Annotated in this window: 15 protein-coding genes; 5 read left to right on the top strand and 10 right to left on the bottom strand. The window is 63.1% G+C overall.

Features of this window, described 5'->3' with window-relative positions; translation table 11 throughout:
- Positions 1 to 3 precede the first annotated feature (3 nt).
- The 8 genes from ACFQDI_RS21645 to ACFQDI_RS21610 form a co-directional block, all read right to left on the bottom strand.
- Entirely contained in the window at positions 4 to 762 is a 759-nt protein-coding gene (locus ACFQDI_RS21645) for an ABC transporter permease (protein ID WP_377170843.1), read from the bottom strand.
- A complete protein-coding gene (locus ACFQDI_RS21640) occupies positions 759 to 1,724 on the bottom strand; it encodes an ABC transporter ATP-binding protein (protein ID WP_377170841.1) in 966 nt (321 codons plus the stop codon). Before ACFQDI_RS21640 ends, ACFQDI_RS21645 begins: the two co-directional genes overlap by 4 nt.
- 227 nt (positions 1,725 to 1,951) lie before the next feature.
- Positions 1,952 to 3,295, bottom strand: a complete 1,344-nt coding sequence (locus ACFQDI_RS21635) for an ammonium transporter (protein ID WP_377170839.1) — start codon at positions 3,293 to 3,295, stop codon at positions 1,952 to 1,954.
- Positions 3,296 to 3,445: 150 nt separating this feature from the next.
- Entirely contained in the window at positions 3,446 to 3,619 is a 174-nt protein-coding gene (locus tag ACFQDI_RS21630; protein WP_377170837.1) for a hypothetical protein, read from the bottom strand.
- A 50-nt stretch (positions 3,620 to 3,669) separates the two neighbouring features.
- Positions 3,670 to 5,181: an efflux transporter outer membrane subunit gene (locus ACFQDI_RS21625; protein ID WP_377170835.1), complete on the bottom strand. Its 1,512-nt coding sequence runs from the start codon at positions 5,179 to 5,181 to the stop codon at positions 3,670 to 3,672.
- Between the two features lie 8 nt (positions 5,182 to 5,189).
- Positions 5,190 to 8,372: an efflux RND transporter permease subunit gene (locus tag ACFQDI_RS21620; RefSeq protein ID WP_377170833.1), complete on the bottom strand. Its 3,183-nt coding sequence runs from the start codon at positions 8,370 to 8,372 to the stop codon at positions 5,190 to 5,192.
- A 30-nt stretch (positions 8,373 to 8,402) separates the two neighbouring features.
- A complete protein-coding gene (locus ACFQDI_RS21615; RefSeq protein ID WP_377170831.1) occupies positions 8,403 to 9,554 on the bottom strand; it encodes an efflux RND transporter periplasmic adaptor subunit in 1,152 nt (383 codons plus the stop codon).
- A 70-nt stretch (positions 9,555 to 9,624) separates the two neighbouring features.
- Positions 9,625 to 10,221 carry a TetR/AcrR family transcriptional regulator gene (locus ACFQDI_RS21610; protein WP_377170829.1) on the bottom strand — a complete coding sequence of 199 codons (597 nt, stop codon included), beginning with the start codon at positions 10,219 to 10,221 and terminating at the stop codon, positions 9,625 to 9,627.
- A 123-nt stretch (positions 10,222 to 10,344) separates the two neighbouring features.
- Here ACFQDI_RS21610 and ACFQDI_RS21605 point away from each other — a divergent pair, with 123 nt between their 5' ends.
- From ACFQDI_RS21605 to ACFQDI_RS21595, 3 genes are all read left to right on the top strand, one after another.
- The gene (locus ACFQDI_RS21605) at positions 10,345 to 10,572 is read left to right on the top strand and encodes an AbrB/MazE/SpoVT family DNA-binding domain-containing protein (protein WP_377170827.1); all 228 of its coding nucleotides are present in this window, start codon (positions 10,345 to 10,347) and stop codon (positions 10,570 to 10,572) included.
- On the top strand, positions 10,569 to 10,955 hold the full coding sequence (locus ACFQDI_RS21600) for a type II toxin-antitoxin system death-on-curing family toxin (protein WP_377170825.1): 387 nt from the start codon (positions 10,569 to 10,571) through the stop codon (positions 10,953 to 10,955). Before ACFQDI_RS21605 ends, ACFQDI_RS21600 begins: the two co-directional genes overlap by 4 nt.
- A 90-nt stretch (positions 10,956 to 11,045) precedes the next feature.
- Positions 11,046 to 12,521, top strand: a complete 1,476-nt coding sequence (locus ACFQDI_RS21595; RefSeq protein ID WP_377170823.1) for a sigma-54-dependent transcriptional regulator — start codon at positions 11,046 to 11,048, stop codon at positions 12,519 to 12,521.
- Here the strand turns inward: ACFQDI_RS21595 and queC are convergent.
- Together queC and queF are read right to left on the bottom strand one after the other, a co-directional pair.
- Entirely contained in the window at positions 12,503 to 13,165 is a 663-nt protein-coding gene (queC, locus tag ACFQDI_RS21590; RefSeq protein ID WP_377170821.1) for a 7-cyano-7-deazaguanine synthase QueC, read from the bottom strand. The two genes, ACFQDI_RS21595 and queC, sit on opposite strands and share 19 nt — an antisense overlap.
- Positions 13,162 to 13,593, bottom strand: a complete 432-nt coding sequence (gene queF, locus ACFQDI_RS21585; protein WP_377170819.1) for a preQ(1) synthase — start codon at positions 13,591 to 13,593, stop codon at positions 13,162 to 13,164. The genes queC and queF overlap by 4 nt, the downstream gene beginning before the upstream one ends.
- A gap of 187 nt (positions 13,594 to 13,780) precedes the next feature.
- On the opposite strand from queF, the gene ACFQDI_RS21580 reads away from it, so the two are divergent.
- Together ACFQDI_RS21580 and ACFQDI_RS21575 are read left to right on the top strand one after the other, a co-directional pair.
- Complete coding sequence (locus tag ACFQDI_RS21580; protein WP_377170817.1) at positions 13,781 to 14,566, top strand: IclR family transcriptional regulator; 786 nt, start codon at positions 13,781 to 13,783, stop codon at positions 14,564 to 14,566.
- Positions 14,563 to 18,270: a DUF1553 domain-containing protein gene (locus ACFQDI_RS21575; RefSeq protein WP_377170815.1), complete on the top strand. Its 3,708-nt coding sequence runs from the start codon at positions 14,563 to 14,565 to the stop codon at positions 18,268 to 18,270. Before ACFQDI_RS21580 ends, ACFQDI_RS21575 begins: the two co-directional genes overlap by 4 nt.
- Positions 18,271 to 18,283 lie beyond the last annotated feature (13 nt).

Here is an 18,283-nt window from a genome sequence, read left to right as displayed (position 1 = left end):
GGCTCACGGGCGCCAGCGGCGGAACTCGACGACGTGGTGTGTGAAGGAGAGGAAGAGCAGCGACATGCTGAGGTAGTAAATGATCGGCCTGCTGTCGATGAGGCCCGCGGTGAAGATGCGGATGTGCTCGGTGGCGGCGAAGTAGTTGACGATGTCCACGATGGTGTCGGAGATCTTGCGGCCCACGACCATGATGAAGATGCCCATCAGGAAGTGCATGAGGCTCACCGTGAAGGAGATGATGGCGGCGACGATCTGGTTGGACGTGAGGGAGGAGGCAAAGCAGCCGACGGCCAGATTGAACATGCCCATGACGACGAGGATGAGGTAGGCGCCGCGCATGGCCCCGGAGGGTATCTCCACCTGCCCGGCGGAGATCCAGTGGGCAAACTTGAAATTGAACAGGCTGGGCAGCCAGAGCACGCAGTACACGATGACGGAGGCGAGGTACTTGGAGCCCACCACCTGCCAGGCGCGCACCGGCGCGGTGAAGAGGGTCTCCAGCGTGCCCATCTTTTTCTCCTCGGCAAAGAGGCGCATGGTCAGCAGCGGGAAGATGAAGAAGTAGGAGAGCCAGAACCACATGGCATGGAAGGTCCAGCTCACGATGGAGCCTTCGCTGGGGGCGTTTTCCAGCACGGAGAGCGCAGCGCGGAAAGCGAAGCCGTTGAGCACCATGACCAGCGCCAGCACCACGTAGGCCACGGGGGAGACAAAGAAGGCGTGCAGTTCTTTTTTGAGCAGAATCCAGAATATCCTCATAGGACGTGGGTGGGGATGTCGGTGGGGGTGCCTGCGTTCATGGAAAGCTCCACAAAGACATCCTCCAGAGTTGGCAGCTGCAGGTGCATCTCGCGGATGCGCCACTTTTGCTTCAGCGCGAGGTCCAGCACTTCATCCCGCACATCGTGATCTGGCTCGACCCGGAGGGTGAAGCGCCGCCAGGGGTGGATTTGCAGCTCCTCCTCCGTGGCCTTGCGCACGGCGGGGATGGCGGAGAGCTTTTCCGCGAGATTGCCGGTGCCGTCGATCTCCAGGTGCAGCAGCGTGGTGGAGCGCAGCTGGCGCGTGAGATTGGCCGGGGTGTCGTTGGCGCGGATGCGCCCCTGGTGGATCATCACCACCCGGTCGCAGGTCTGCTCCACCTCATGCAGGATATGGGTGGAGAGCAGCACGGTGTGCTTGGACTTGAGGCTGCGCAGGAGATCGCGCACATGCCGGATCTGCACGGGGTCGAGCCCGTTCGTCGGCTCGTCGAGAATGAGGAGCTTGGGCTTGTGCACCAGGGCATCCGCCAGGGCCACGCGCTGGCGGTAGCCTTTGGAGAGGTTGCCGATGAGGCGCTTGCGCATGTCCGTGACGCCGGTGAGCTCCATCACCTCGCCGATGCGGCGGCGCATGGCCGTGCCGGAGAGCCCCTTGAGCTCGGCGCGGAAGTACAGGTACTCCTTCACCCGCATGTCGGTGTACAGCGGGGCGTTTTCCGGCATGTAGCCCACCGACTGGCGCACCTGGATGGACTGGTGGAAGACGTCAAAACCCGCCACCAGCGCGCGTCCTGAAGTGGCGGGCATGTACCCGCTGAGAATGCGCATGGTCGTGGACTTTCCGGCTCCGTTTGGGCCGAGAAAACCCACGATCTCCCCCGGCTCCACCTGGAAGGAGATGCTGTTCACCGCAGTGCGTCCGGCATACTGCTTGGTGAGTTCCTGAACATCGATCATGACTGGGAGGGAATGGGGGGGAGGAAGTGTCGGGGGGAAAAGTTAAATTTAAGCTTATGCGCCCCTGAAAGACAATTCGCAATCAGGCATTCGCAAAAATGATGCTCCTCAACCCGGCGGCTGCGCCACGCACCTGCCCGCAGCCTCCCAAGAGCCGACGGCGCAGACCTCCCGCCATGGGGAGCTGCGCACGCCGGATCACAAAGGTCCTCTTTCCGCCAGCCCGCCTAGTCGTTGTAGGCAGTCTCGCCATGCTCGGCGAGGTCCAGCCCTTGGTACTCATCCTCGTGGGTGACGCGCAGGCCGATCGTGAGGTCGATGCCCTTGAGGATCACAAAGCTGCCCACGCCGGAGAGGAGGATCGTCCACAGAGAGGCCAGGCTTTGCGTCAGGAGCTGGCTGCCGATGCTGAACTCCCCAAGGCCGCCTGCAAAGCTGGTGGAACCAAAGACTGCGACGAGGATGGTGCCGACGAAGCCGCCCATGCCGTGGACGCCAAAGACGTCCAGCGAGTCATCGTAGCGGAACTTGTGCTTCAGCTTGGAGCAGGCCAGCCAGCACAGCAGCGCCGAGATGCTGCCAATGCAGAGCGCCCCCACCGGCCCCACCTTGCCTGCCGCAGGGGTGATGGCCGCCAGCCCGGCGATGGAGCCCGTGGCGATGCCCAGAGCGCTCGGCTTGCCGTTGCGGATCCACTCAATGAGCATCCACACCACCGAGGCGGCGCAGGCGGAGAGGTGGGTGACGACGAGGGTCATCGCCGCAGCGCCGTTGGCTGCGAGGTGGCTGCCCGCATTGAAGCCAAACCACCCCACCCACAGCATGCCCGCCCCCACGATGGTCAGCGGCAGGTTGTGCGGCATGAACTGCGCGCTGGGAAACTCCTTGCGCGGCCCCACCATCACGCAGGCCACCAGCGCGGCCACTCCGGCGGTGATGTGCACCACGATGCCGCCCGCGAGATCGATCACTCCCGTAAGACCAAAGAAAGCGCCCGCCTTGTGCCACACACCGTAGCAGCAGGGGGCATAGACCACGAGGCTCCAGATGACGCTGAAAACGAGGATGGCCTTGAACTTCATGCGCTCTGCAAACGCGCCGATGAACAGCCCCGGGGTGATGAGGAAAAACATCATCTGGTAGGCGAAGTGCAGCAGCTCGGGGATCGTCGGGCAGTCGCTGCGCACCGTGCCGGGCGTGACCCCGCTGAGGAAGGCCTTGCCAAAGCCGCCGATGAGCGCGCCGCCGTCGGCAAAGCACAGCGAGTAGCCGCAGGCCAGCCAGACGAGGCTCATGACAGCGGTCAGCGCAAAGCACTGCATCAGGATGGAGAGCACGTTCTTGGAGCGCACCAGCCCGGCGTAAAACAGCGCCAGGCCCGGGATCATCATGAAGAGCACCAGCGCCGTCGAAACGAGCAGCCAGGCGGTGTCCCCGCTGCTGATCGTGGCCGCGCCATCGGCGGCATGGGCGGGAGTGGCGACTGCGAGGAGGGCGAGAACGAGCGCGACCGGCGCGGATGCATTCCGTGCGGTCCCGCTCCCGGTGCTTTTCAGCAGGGGATGGGTCATGGTTGGTTGGGCGGCTGGTTGAGTTGGCGGCCTGGTTGGGACCGCAGCTTGGTTGGAGCTGCGCGGATGCTAGTCACCGCGCCGGAGGTGACAACCTTTTTTGCAAAATAGGCACGAAAACTGCTTCATTTCTGCTCACCGCCCGGTTTTTCAGCCGCTGGCGGCTTTGGTCGTGCCCCGGTGCTGACGCAGGGTGCCTCCGGGGGTTTCCAGCGGCCCCGCACCCTCTGGCGCACCCGGCCGTTTCCTCCCCTGCCCCGGCTTCCATGCACGCAAAAAAAACGGGAGAGGCATCTCCGCCTCTCCCGCTTGGAAGACTTTCATGTGCGCCAGCGCTGCAAGGGCGCTGGCAGGGCCTCCGCCACCCCAGCCGCCTAGTCCCGCTTGAACCAGCCCTTCACCTTGGTGAGGAAGCCTTTCTTCTCCGCCGTGGAGCCCCGGGCGGCAGGATCTGGCGTCGTGGTGGGGACGGTCACGGGCAGGTTTTGGTCCCAGCCGCCGCCCAGCGCCTTGATCAGGCTCACGCTGGCGATCAGCCGCTGCCCCGCCAGGGTGGCACAGGCACGCTCCGTGATGAGCAGCGAACGGTTCGCCTCGATGACGTCCAGATACGGGCTCGTGCCCGCCTCATAGCGTGCATGCGCGATCTTCGCGGCCTCCTGCGCACTGGCACGCGCACGGTGCTGCGCCTCGGTCTGCGTGCTGAGATTGCGCAGCGCCGCCAGCGCGTTTTCCACATCGTTGAAGGACACCAGGATGGCCTGGCGGTAGTTTGCCAGCGCCTCGTCATGCGCAGCGCGCGCCTTTTCCATGTAGGCCCGGTTTTTGCCACCGGCAAACATCGGCACGGCGATGCTGGGGCCGATGTTCCAGTTGAGGCTGTTGCCCTCAAAGAGCTTGGCCACATCCCCGCTGAGATACCCGCCATGCCCCATGAGCCGGATGCTGGGGAAGAAGTTGGCCTTGGTGACGCCGATCTGCGCCGTGGTGGAGGCCAGCGTGCGCTCGGCCGCAGCCACGTCCGGGCGGCGCTCCAGCAGGTCCGTGGGCACACCGGCAGGGACTCCCGGAGGCGAGGGCAGCAGGCCCGCGTTGCCGCCGAGCTTGAAGGCGCTGGGGTTCGTCCCTGTGAGGAGGGCGATGGCATTTTCAAGCTGGTCACGCTGGTTCTGCAGCGCGCTCACCTCCGCCTCGGCGGTGGCCACTTCCGTCTCCGCCTGGGCCTGCTCCAGCTCGCTGCCGGCGCCGGCTTTCACACGTGCACGGGCGATGTCCAGCGCCTGCCTGCGCCAGCCCACGGCCGCACGCACGGTCTGCAGCTCGCCATCCAGCGCACGGATGCGGAAGTAGTTGGTGGCCACATCTGCGTGCATGCCCAGCAGCACATTCTGCATCAGGTTGGCAGCCGCCGCCGCATCTGCCCGCGCGCTTTCATTCTGACGGCGGATCTTGCCCCACAGATCCAGCTCCCAGCTGAAGTCCAGAGGCACATTGTAGCTCGGCCCCACGTAGTGCAGGCCGTTCAGCGGAAAGGCGCTGGGCATGTTGGGGGAGGTGCGCTGCGTGGTGAAGGCCGAATTGATGTCCGCCGTGGGAAAGAAGGCCGCGCGGGCGATGCCCGTGCCTGCACGCGCCTGGTCAAAGCGTGCGATCGCCGCCTTGAGCGTCTGGTTGTGCGCCGTGGCGCGCTCCATGAGCTCGTTCAGCCTGGCGTCGCCAAACACACGCCACCACGCGCCTTTGGGCAGCGTGTCCAGCGGGCGCGCCTCGCGCCAGTTTACCGCGCCTTTGTAGCCCGGCGGCGTCACCGTTTCCGGCCGTTCGTAGTTCGGCCCGATCTGGGCGATGACATTCGTTGCCAAGAGAAGTGGAATGAAATAGCGCATGTCGGAAATCAGTGAGGGACAGGAAGAGCGGCGGAAGGAATCTCGGTGGTGTCTGCGGCGGCTTTCTTTTTCTTCTGCCCCAGCATCACCAGCACATAAAACACCGGCGTGAAGAACAGGCCCAGGAAGGTCACGCCGATCATGCCGGCAAACACGGCGGTGCCCATGGCGCGGCGCATTTCAGCACCCGCACCGGTGGAGACCACCAGCGGATACACACCGGCGATGAAGGCGATGGACGTCATCAAAATCGGGCGCAGGCGCAGGCGGCAGGACTCGATGGCCGCCTCCAGCGGGCTCAGTCCATGGTCAAACTTCTCCTTCGCAAACTCCACGATCAAAATGGCGTTTTTGCAGGCCAGCCCGATCAGCACGATGAAGCCGATCTGCGTGAAGATGTTGTTGTCACCACCCGTGATCATCACCCCCGCCAGCGCAAACAGCAGGCACAGCGGCACGATGAGGATGATGGCCAGCGGCAGGCGCAGGCTCTCATACTGGGCGGCCAGCACCATGAACACCAGCAGGATGCACAGCGGGTAGATGTAGATGGCGGTGTTTCCGGCGATGATCTTCTGGTAGGTGAGGTCGGTCCATTCAAACTCAAACCCGCCCGGCAGGCCTTCTTTGGCCAGCTTGGAGATGAGCTCCTCCGCCTGGCCGGAGCTCAGCGGCGGCATGGGGGCTCCGTTCAGGTCGGCGGCGAGGTAGCCGTTGTAATGCGTGACACGGTCCGGGCCAAAGCCCTCCTTCACCTTCACCAGCGATCCGACGGGCACCATCTCACCCGCAGCGTTGCGCGTTTTCAGCCGCGTGATGTCGCTGGCGTCGTCACGGAACTGCTGCTCCGCCTGCGCCACGACCTGGTAGGTGCGGCCAAAGCGGTTGAAGTCGTTCACGTAAAGGCTGCCGAGGTTGACCTGCAATGTCTCGAAGAGATTCGCCAGCGGCACGCCCTGCACCTTCGCTTTCTCACGATCCACGTCCGCCTCAAGCTGCGGCACATTGACGGTGTAGCCGGAGTAAACCTGCGTGAGCTTCTGGGTGCCATAGGCTGCGCCGACAAGCTTCTGCGTGGCCTGATAAAGCGCCGCGTAGCCCTGGTTGCCACGGTCTTCCACCATGAGCTTGAACCCGCCCGTGGTGCCGATGCCGTTGACGGGCGGTGGCGGGAACATCATCACCATGGCGTCCTGGATGGCCATGAACTTGCCGTTGAGCGAATTGGCGATGGCCGCGCCGCTGAGCTCCGGCGACTTGCGGTCCTCGAAGTTGTCGAGGCCGACGAACACGATGCCCGCATTGGGGCTGATGGTGAAACCCTGGATGGACAGGCCCGGGAAAGCGATGGCGTCCTTCACGCCCGGCTCGTCCATGGCGATCTGGGACATCCGGCGCATGACGTCGTCGGTGCGGTCAAGAGAAGCGCCATCTGGCAGCTGCGCAAAGCCGACGAGGTACTGCTTGTCCTGGCTGGGCACAAAGCCCTCGGGCACAGTTTCAAAACCTTTCCATGTGGCCCAGACGAGACCGCCGTAGATGATGACGGCGATGAAGCTGAAACGGATGATGCGCTTCACCAGGCCCACATACACGTTGGACGACCACTCAAAGAAGCGGTTGAACGGCCGGAAGAACCAGCCAAACAGACCGTCGATGAGCCTGGTGAGGATGTCACGCTTGTCACCGTGGCCCTTCAGCAGCAGCGCGGAGAGCGCCGGAGAAAGCGTGAGCGAGTTGATGGCCGAAATGACCGTGGAGATGGCGATGGTGACGGCAAACTGCTTGTAGAACTGGCCGCTGAGCCCGCTGATGAATGCCGTGGGAATGAACACCGCGCACAGCACCAGCGCCGTGGCCACGATGGGCCCTGTCACCTCCGTCATGGCCTGCTGCGTGGCCGCCAGCGGCTTGAGACCGTTCTGAATGTTTCGCTCCACGTTTTCGACGACCACGATGGCGTCATCCACCACGATGCCGATGGCAAGCACGAGGCCGAAGAGGGAGAGGTTGTTGATCGAGAACCCGAGCGCATGCATCACCGCAAAGGTGCCGACGAGAGACACCGGCACCGCCGCCAGCGGGATGATGGAGGCCCGCCAGGTCTGCAGGAAGATAACGACGACCAGCACCACGAGCACCAGAGCCTCCAGCAGCGTGTGGATGACCGCATCGATGGACTTCTCCACGAACACCGTGGGGTCATAGGCGATGGCGTAGTCCACGCCCTCGGGCATTTTCTTCTTCAGCTCAGCCATGCAATGACGCACCGCCTCGGAGACGGCGAGCGCATTCGCGCCGGGAAGCTGGAACACGCCCATGCCCACGGCACGCTTGTTGTTGAGCAGCGCGCGCAGCGAGTAGTCGCCCGAGCCCATCTCGGCGCGTGCGACATCCCGCAGGCGGAGCTTTTCCCCATGCGGGCCGGTCTTGACGATGATCTGCTCAAACTCCTCCTCGCTGATGAGGCGGCCCTTGGCATTCACCGTCAGCTCAAAGGCGGAGTCCTTGGTGGGCTGCTGGCCGATGGTGCCCGCAGCCACCTGGATGTTCTGCTCGCGGATGGCGTTCACGATGTCGCCGGAGGTCAGGCCACGCGCGGCGGCCTTGTCGGGATCGATCCAGATGCGCATGGCGTAGTCGCCGCCGCCGAAGATGTTCACCTGCCCCACACCGGAGAGTCGCGACAGCTCGTCCTTCACATTGAGGGTGGCGTAGTTGCGCAGGTAGATCTCGTCATAGCGCTCGTTGGGGGAGAGCAGATGCACCACCAGCGTCATGTTGGGCGATGACTTCACCGTGGTGACCCCGAAGCGGCGCACCTCCTCCGGCAGCTTGGGCAGCACCTGCGCCACGCGGTTCTGCACCTGCATCTGCGCGAGGTCGAGCTCCGTGCCGATCTTGAACGTGACGGTGAGCGTCATCACGCCATTGGCCGTGCTCATCGACGACATGTAGAGCATGTTTTCGATGCCGTTGATCGTCTGCTCCAGCGGCGAGGCCACCGTTTCGGCAATGGTCTTCGGATTCGCACCGGGATAGGTCGCCGTCACAATGACCGTCGGCGGCACGACCTCCGGATACTCGGAGATCGGCAGCTGAAACAGGGAGATGGCGCCGAGGATGAAGATCAGCAGTGACAGCACGCCCGCAAAGATGGGGCGGGTGATGAAGAATCGGGAAATGTTCATGCAAGCTTGGGGGGATGTTTCGCTGTGCGCTTACTTGGCCGCCGTCTCCTTGGCAGGCGGTGCATCCACCGGCTGCACAGGCATGCCAGGCTGCGGCAGACGCGCCTGCCCGTTCACGATGATTTTGTCTCCGGCCGCCAGACCGCTGCGGATGATGCGCTTGCCGTCGATGCTCGGCCCGATCACGATGGGTTTGTAAACCGACAGCGCTGGCGTTTTGGAAAGATCCACCCCCAGCACAAACTTGTTCGCCTGATCCGTGAGGATGCTCTTCTCGTCCACCAGCAGCGCCTTGTATTTGCCCGTCATGGGGATGCGGATGCGCGCAAACAGCCCCGGAGTGAGGATGTTGTCGCCATTGGGAAACTCGGCGCGCAGCACCATGCTGCCGGTGCTGGCATCCAGGCGGTTGTCGAAGGATTCGATGTGCCCTTTGTGCGGGAAGCTTTTTTCATTGGAGAGCTGAAGCTCCACCGGCACGCGGCCGTCGCCATTGGTGAAGGTCTTCTTGTCCCGCTGCATGGCCTGCAGGTTCAGCAGGCTGTTTTCGTCGATGTCCGCATACACATAGACCGGGTCCACGGTCACGATGGTGGTCAGCAGCGTGGTGCCAGCGGTGACAAAGTTCCCCGTGGTGGTGATGGCCCGGCTGATGCGGCCGCTGATGGGTGCCTTGACCGTGCTGTGCTCAAACTCGATCTCCGCACTGTGCTGCGCCGCCTTGGCCGCCTCCAGGCTGGCCACCGCCTGCAGGTGCATGGACTCGCGCGCCTCCGCCTGCTCCGGGGCGATGGCCTTGGCCGCCAGCAGGGTCTGCACACGGTCAAACTCACGTTTCATGGCCATGGCATTGGCCTCTGCCCGCGCCACCTCGGCCCCCGTGGAGCGCAGCCGCGTCTGGAAAGGCCGCTGGTCGATGGTGAAGAGAATATCCCCCTTCTTGACCAAGGCTCCGGCCTGGAAATGCACCTCCGTGATGTAGCCGGACACGCGCGGCTTCAGCTCCACCGTTTCCACCGGTTCAACGCGCCCCGTGAACTCCTCCCATTCCACCAGCTCTTTTTGCTCGACCTGGGCGATGGTCACGGGAGCCGGAGGCATGCCGCCGCCATGGCCACCGGCAGGCGGTTTGCCACAGGCAGCCAGAAGCAGGACGAAGGGGAGGAGGTTTGGGAGTTTCACGGGGCGCGTAGGTTTTGGGGTGGGGAAAGTTGACCAGTTGGTTAATTTGAAAGCAAAAAATGAGCACGCGTCAGTCTTTGACGCCGAGGATGATCTTGGCTCCGGACTCGAACTCGTCCAGGCGGCCCAGGTCGTTCCACATGCGGGCGTGCAGCAGCAGGCCTTCGCTGTAGGCAAACACGATCCGTGCCAGGGCCACCGCATCATGCGTGACAATGCTGCCCTGCGCCTGCGCATCGCGGATGGCGCTCTCGTAGTAGCGGATGAACTGGCTCAAAATCTCCTGCAGCTTGTCCCGCAGGCGCTCGTCCACCGTGCTGACCTCCGCACCCAGGGAGTGGATGGGGCAGCCCAGCACACGGCCATGCTTCTGGAAGAGCTCCTCCTGCTCCTGGCGGAAATTGCGGAAGCAGTTCAGGATGCGCTCCACCGGCGGCACCACCGGGGAGAAAAGCTGGTCCAGCTCCTTGCGGTGCTCGACCCAGCCATGCTCGATCGCTGTCAGGGCCAGTTCCGTCTTGGACTCAAAGAAGTGGTAGAAGCTGCCCTTCTTCACCCCTGCCCTCTCGCAAATCTGGTCCACCGAAGTGCTGCCGTAGCTGCCTATCCAGATCAGTTCGATCATGGCGTCAATCAGGCGGTCTTTGGCGGTGGAGGTGCGGCCCATGGGTGTCTTTCGTTAAGGTGGCGGAGTTTTGCAACAGACTAGACGGTCAGTCAACTATTTTTAAGCCGGCATGAGCTTACCCCCACCGTTTGACGTAATAACATTCGTAACTACATTAAGCACATGACTCTTGAACTCAAGCTCCGCAAAATTGGCAACTCAGTCGGTCTGGTACTGCCGAAGGAGGCGCTGGCGCATTTGAAGGTGGAAGAAGGAGACACCGTGACGCTCACCGAATCCCAGGATGGAATGCGGCTGACCGCCAGCAATCCGGAGTTTGCCAAAACCATGGCGGTGTTTGAAAGCCTGAACCGCCGCTATCGCAACACCCTGCGCGAACTGGCGAAATGAAAGAGCCCTACTGGCTGACGCGGGACGAATGCCTGGCACTGCATGACATGATGCTTTCGTTTTACGGGGGCATCACCGGACTGCCTGACGAGCATCTGCTGGAGTCCGCCCTGGCGGGCCCCCGGCAGCTCTTCCACTATGGAAAGCCCTCCATGGCGGAGATGGCCGCCGCCTATGCCGCAGGCATCGTGAAAAACTACCCTTTTCTCGATGGCAACAAACGCACAGGCTTCATGCTCGGTGCAGGCTTTCTCGAACGAAATGGACACGAATTCCACGCCACTGAGGCCGATGCCGTGGTAAGCACCCTGGCCCTGGCCGCCGGAGCGATGACGGAAGCCGAATATGCCGGATGGCTGGAAGCAAACTCGAAACGTCCTTAGAGACCGCGTTCCGCGAAGCTGCTGGCACAGAATTCCTCATTCTGCATTCGACATTCGTCATTCCCCCTTTTTTGTGCCATTCTTTCACTCATGCACGACCAAGCCACAGTCCTGATCGTCGATGACGAAAAGCATACCCGCGACGGCCTGCGCCTCTCGCTTGAGGATGATTTTGACTGCTACGTGGCCTCCAACGCTGCCGAGGCCATGGAGTACCTGCAGAATGACCACATCGACGTCATGCTCACCGACCTGCGCCTGGGCGAGGACGACGGCATGAAGCTGCTGGAGGCCGCCCTGGCCCTGCCCAAGCCGCCCGTGTGCATCATGATGACCGCCTACGGCAGCGTGGACACCGCCGTGGAGGCCATGCGCCGGGGGGCCTACCACTTTGTCACCAAGCCGCTGAACCTCGACGAGGTAGAGTTGCTCATCAAACGCGCCCTCCGCAGCCGCTCGCTGGAGCACGAAAACGTGGCGCTGAAGCAGCAGGTGGAGCGCAAGTTTTCCATCGAGGGCATCCTCGGCCAGGCCGAGGTGATGAAGCCCATCCTCGACACCATCCAGCAGGTGGCCCCTTCCCGCGCCACCGTTTTGATCGAGGGCGAAAGCGGCACCGGCAAGGAGCTCGTCGCCCGCGCCATTCACAATCTCAGCGGCAGGCCCAAGGCCAACATCGTGGCCGTGCACTGCGCCGCACTCTCGCCGCAGATCCTCGAAAGCGAGCTCTTCGGGCATGAGAAAGGCGCCTTCACCGGCGCGCAGGAGCGCCGCATCGGCCGCTTTGAGCAGGCCAACGGCGGTACGCTCTTCCTGGATGAGATCGGCGAGATCGACTCCAGCACGCAGGTCAAGCTCCTCCGCGCCCTCGGGGAGCAGACCATCGAGCGCGTGGGCAGCAGCAAGCCCATCCAGATCAACGTCCGCGTCATCGCCGCCACCAATCGCAACCTCGCCAAGATGGTGGAGGAGGGCAAATTCCGTGAGGATCTCTACTGGCGCCTGCGCGTGGTCACCATCCAGCTCCCGCCGCTGCGTGCCCGCAAAAGTGACATCCCCGTGCTGGCGGACCACTTCCTCAAGGAGCTGGCCAAGGCCAACGGCAAGACCTACAAGCCGCTCGGCGAGGACGCCCTGCCCGCCATGATGAACTACGACTGGCCCGGCAACATCCGCGAGCTGCGCGCCGCCATCGAGCACGGCGTGGTCATGAGCAACAGCAACCGCGTCATGCTCAAGCACCTGCCCTCCTACCTGCTCAATCCGCACAGCCTGGGCTTCGGCCTGCGCGCGCCCTCATTGATCGCAGCCAAGGAAGCTACCACCGCACCCGTCGGTGCCGACCCCGCCCTCAAACCCAAGAGTGATCTGGACATCACCGAGGCCGAGCACCAGCTCATCCTCACCGCCCTCCAGCGCAGCGGCAACAACCGCACCGTCGCCGCCGAGATGCTGGGCATGAGCCGCCGCACCCTGCAGCGCAAGCTCAAGGAGCTGAACATGGTGCGCACCCACCGCAGGCGGGTCACAGCCCCGCCGGCAGATCCTCAGGCTTCCGTTTCGTAAACCGTCGGATCATGGATGCCGGCCAGCACAAAGGCCTCGATGCGCTCCACGCAGGTGCCGCATTTGCCGCAGTGCAGGTCGCCGCCTTTGTAGCAGGACCACGTCTTTCCGTAGTCCACTCCCAGCTCCGCGCCTGTCTTGGCGATGCCTGCTTTGTCCAGATGGATGAAAGGGCGCATCAGCTCCACGTGCGCATAGGTCCCTTCCCGCATGGCGGAGGCCATGGCCTGCATGAAGGGCTCGCGGCAGTCGGGATAAATCATGTGATCTCCCGCATGCGCGGCGATGACGAGCGCATCCGCGCCGCAGCTCTCTGCCAGACCACAGGCGATGGAGAGCATGATGCCGTTGCGAAACGGCACCACGGTCTTCTTCATGTTTTCATCCGCGTAGTGCCCCTCGGGGATGGTGCCGCCGGATTTGAGAAGATCGGAGGCAAAGTGCTGGTTCATGAACCCCAGGTCGATGATGTCATGCTTCACCCCGAGGTGGGCGCAATGCCACGCCGCCAGCGGAATCTCCCGGTGGTTGTGCTTGGCGCCGTAGTCAAAGCTCACCGCGCCCACGATCTCATCCTCATGCCGCGCCCAGTAAAGAGCCGTCACGGAATCCATCCCGCCGGAGAGCAGCACGAGCGTTTTCATTCCGGCAGGCGCAGGGTTTCCTCCACATCGGGAAAGCGGGCCTCGCAGGTGAGCTGGATGCCCCCGCGTGCGCCGAATTTCCCACGCACCACCACCTGCTTGGGAGCGCAGGCTTTCACGATGTCGTCCAGCACGCGGTTCACGATCGCCTCATTGAAGGAGGCGTGGTTGCGGTAGGAGGCCAGGTAGAACTTGAGCGACTTTGTCTCCACGCACTTCTCATCCGGGATGTAATAGATCTCCAGATGCGCGGAGTCCGGCTGCCCGGTCACCGGGCAGATGGAGCTGAATTCAGGCGCGCTGAGGTGGATGCGGTAGTTGCGGCCCGGTGTGCGGTTCGGAAAGGTCTCCAGCACCGCCACGTCCGGCGAGGCGGGCAGGCGGTTTTCAGAGCGTCCGAGCAGGGTGAGATCAGAGGAGGAAGACATGTTCCCTCCAGAATGCCCGACCACGCCTTGAATGCAACGGGCAGGATCGAAATGCAAAAAATGCACAGCTTTTCGCAGGGTGCCGGCCTCAGTCCCTCCTTGGCTGGGGCCGTGCCGGGCAGCCCAACCGGGCCCAACGACATTCGGTTGATATTTTTCCAAATGTGGAAACGTTTCTAAATCCAGAATGCTCAAAGAAGCCGCCATCCCCCTCACTGACGACACGCTCGCGCCCGGCACGGAGCGCACGCTTGCCATCCTCGAACTCCTCGGCCGCCACCGCGCCGGGCTCAGCCTCACCGAGATTGCACGGGAGCTCGACCTGCCGGTCAACTCCGTCTTCCGCATCACCGGCACGCTGCACAATCGCGGCTACCTCCAGCGCAGGGAGGATGACAAGCGCTTCGTCCTCACCAACAAGCTCTTCGACCTCTCCCGCCCGCAGGTGCGCGAAAAGAGCCTCGTCGTCTGCGCTCTGGAATCCCTCAAATGGCTCCGTGATGAAACCGGCGAGACCACGCAGATCCTCGCCAGCGTGAATCACAAGATGACCGTGCTGGAGCAGTGCATCTCCTCCCAGCCCATCAAGGTCAGCAGCACCGTCGGCCTGCAGGTGCCCATGTACTCCTGCGCCCCGGGCAAAGCGGTTCTGGCGCATCTGCCGCCTGCGGAACTGGACCAGTTCTTTGCCGCCGTGCAGCTCAAGCAGTACACACCCACCACCCTGGCCACACGTGAGCTTCTGGAAGCAGACCTCACCAAAACACGCAAACGTGGCTACTCCACCGACATCGCCGAAGGGCTGGAGGGCATCCATTGCGTGGCTGCGGCCATCCTGGATGAGTATCGCTACCCCGTCGCCGCCATCACCGTCATGTCACCTTCCTTCCGACTGAAGCGCGACCAGTTTGAAAAAGCCGGCAGACTTTGCATCGAGGCCGCCGCAAACATCACCCAGAGGCTCCTGGCATGAACAAGCATTTCCTCATCTCCGCCGCCGCGCTTTTCAGTGGCAGCCTGCACGCCGCGCCCACGCCTGCGCAGATCGAATTCTTCGAGTCCAAGATCCGCCCCATCCTCGCGCAGGAGTGCTACGAATGCCACAGCACGGCCACCAAGAAGAAAGGCGGCCTTGTGCTCGACTCCCGCCCCGGCTGGCAGTCGGGCGGCGAATCCGGCGATGTCATCAAACCGGGCAACCCCGCCGAGTCGCTGCTGCTGCAAACCATCAAGCACGAGCACGACGACATCAAGATGCCCAAGGCCGGAGCCAAGCTCGATGACAAGGTCATCGCCGACTTTGAGCAATGGATCCGCGACGGTGCCGCCGACCCGCGCGACACCGCTCCCTCCAAAGCCGAGATCGCCAAGGAAACCGACTGGAAGAGCATCCTCGACCGCCGCAAGCAGTGGTGGTCCTTCCAGCCCGTCTCCAAGCAGCCTGCGAACAAAACCATCGATGACTACATCGACGCAGAGCTGGCCAAGCAAGGCATCCCCGCCGCAGCACCTGCCGATGCACAAACACTGCGCCGCCGCCTGAGCTACGTGCTCACCGGTCTGCCGCCCTCAGGCGGGCAAAGCATCGACGACCTGCTGGCCTCCCCGCACTTTGGCGAGAAGTGGGCCCGCCACTTCATGGACTGGGTGCGCTACGCTGAGACCTACGGCTCCGAGGGCGACCCCGCCATCCCCTACGCCCACCAGTACCGCGACTACCTCATCCGTGCCTTCAATGACAACGTGCCCTATCCGCAGCTCGTCAAGGAAGCCATCGCTGGCGATCTCCTCGCCAAGCCCCGCATCAAGAACGGCATCAACGAAAGCGCCATCGGCATCGCCCAGCTCCGCATGGTGCTGCATGGCTTCTCCCCCGTCGATTCGCTGGATGAAATGGTCACCTTCACCGACAACCAGATCGACACCGTCACCAAGGCCTTCCAGTCCCTCACGGTGAGCTGCGCCCGCTGCCACAATCACAAGTTTGACGCCATCTCGCAGACCGATTTCTACTCCCTCTACGGCATCTTCACCAGCACCCACCCCGCTGTCATTGATGTGAACGCCCCCGGCACGGGCAAGGCCGAGCACGAGGAACTGGCAAAGCTCAAGACGCAGATCAAAGACGCCGTGGCTGCGCACTGGCTCAAGTCAGCCGCCAAAATCACCGCCAATGAGAACACCGAATCCACGCACCCCGGCCTGGGCAAACTGCAGTGGTTTGCCAATGGCGTCAGCCTCACCAAGGCAGGAGAATTTTCCATCGCACTCGAAGGCGGAAACGCAGTGTCGCAGATCCACCCTGGCGGCTATTTCAGCGACCTGCTCAGCACCAAGGAGCGCGCCGTGCTTTTCTCCAACCGCTTCAAATGCGAAGGCGGCACGCTGTGGTTCCGCGTGGCAGGCAATGGCGGCGTGAAGGCCAAGTATGTGGTGCAAAACTACCCACGCACCGGCACCATCCACAAGGCAGTCGTCCTCAGCGATGCCAAGGATGAAAAGCTCGGCTGGCGCTCCCTCGATCTCGAATTCTGGAAGGGCGATGAAATCTTCATCCAGATCACCACCGCCGCCGACCTGCCCGCTGAGTTCAACAAGGATGCCCGCTCGTGGTTTGGCCTCACCGACGTGTTCATCACCCAGGACAAAACACCTCCATCTGTCGAAGCACGCGCCCAGTTCGCCGCGAGCGATCTCATTCAGTCCTGGCAGAAAGACACGCTGACAGACACACAGGCCGAAGTGCTCAACCGCCTTGTGCAGACCGGCAGGCTTCCCAACAAACTCGCCGATCTTCCCGAGGCCGCCAAGCTGGTGGCACGCTACCGCGAGATCGAAGCCCGCCTGCCCATGCCCACACGTGTGCCCGGCGTCATCGAGGCCGATGCCAAAGACGCGCCGCTCTTTGTCCGTGGCGACCACAAGCAGCCATCGGAAATCGTTCCCCGCCGCTTCTTGGATGCGCTCGATCCCAAGCCCTTCAACACCCCCGGCAGCGGTCGCCTGCAACTGGCCGAACGCATGGCGGACATGCGGAACAACCCGCTCACCGCACGCGTCATGGTGAACCGTCTCTGGCACCATGTCTTTGGCCGCGGCATCGTCGCCACCGTGGACAACTTCGGCAAGCTCGGTGACCAGCCCACGCATCCCGAGCTTCTCGACTTCCTCGCCCAGCGCTTCATCGACAGCGGCGGCGACATCAAGGCCATGCTCAAGCTCATCGTCAGCTCGCGGGCCTTCCAGCGCAGCGCCCAGGCCTCGGAGATCGCGATGCAGAAGGACCCCGAGAACAAGCTGCTCAGCCACTGGACCATCCACCGCCTGGAGGCCGAGGCCATCCGCGACTCCATCCTCACCCTCACCGGCAAGCTGGACCCCGGGCTCTATGGTGAACCCATCGGCAGCGGCAACACACGCCGCAGCATCTACGTCAAGGTCATCCGCAATTCACTCGATCCCTTCCTCACCACCTTCGACTCCCCCGTCCCCTTTGCCACCCGTGGCAAGCGCGACACCACCAACGTCCCCGCACAGTCCCTCACCCTGCTCAATGACAACAACGTCATCCGCTGGTCACGCGAATGGGCGCTGCGCTCCAGCAAGCTCGACGACAAAGCCCGTGTGCAGCAGATGTTCCGCGAGGCCTTCGCGCGCGAAGCCACGCCCGATGAGATCAAACAAAGCCTGGCCTACCTCGGCATCTTGCAGCAGGAAAACAACGAACTCGTGCAGGAGCTGAACTCCAAGGAACAAAAGCTCGCGGCAGTCACGCAGCAAATCTCCGCCCTGCTGGAGCCCGCACGCACTCGACTGCAGGCCGAGCGCAAGCTGCCCGCCGTGCCGCTCAACACCCCTGCCCCGCTGGCCGAGTGGACCTTTGACAAAGACGCCCGCGACACCGAAGGCCGCATGAACCTCGAACTCGTCGGCAACGCCCGTGTGGAAAACGGCGCTCTCATCCTGGATGGCAAGTCCATGGCCAAATCCGGCTCCCTGCCGAAGACGCTCACCACCAAAACCCTCGAAGCCTGGGTCATGCTGGACAATCTCACGCAGCGCGGAGGCGGTGTAGTCACCGTGCAGCACAAGGACGGCGGCCAGTTTGACTCCATCGTCTTTGCCGAGAAAACCCCGCAGCACTGGGTGGCTGGCAGCAACTTCTTTGACCGCAGCGAGCTCTTTGAAGGCAGCGCCGAAACCGAGGCCACCACCCGCCCCGTGCACGTGGCCGTGGTGTATCAGCCCGATGGCACCATCTCCGGCTACCGCGATGGCAAGCCCTACGGCCGCACCTACCGCAAAGCCCCCGCTGCCACCTTCGCCGCCGATGCCTCCCAGATCCTCCTCGGCTGCCGCCACGGTGCCCCTGCCGGCAACAAAGGCCTGACCGGCCGCATCTTCCGCGCCCGCCTTTATGACCGCGCATTGACTCCCGAAGAGATCTCACAAACCGCCCGCATCGAATCCAGCTCCATCACCGAGGCCGACATCCTCGCCGCTCTCACCGACGCACAGCGCAAACAGCTCGCCCAGCTCCAAACCCAGCGCGACGAGCAGTCAAAACAACTCGAATCCCTCCGCACCTCAACCTCTGGCGATGATGCCGCCGTCCAAAGCTGGAGCAGCCTCGCGCAGTCACTCATCAACCTCAAAGAGTTCATCTATCTTCAATAAGCTTAATAGTCCT

It is taken from the genome of Prosthecobacter fluviatilis (assembly GCF_042655725.1).
GTDB lineage: Bacteria > Verrucomicrobiota > Verrucomicrobiia > Verrucomicrobiales > Verrucomicrobiaceae > Prosthecobacter > Prosthecobacter fluviatilis.
Note: the sequence above shows the minus strand (reverse complement) of the source record. Positions and strands in the feature narration are given on the sequence as shown.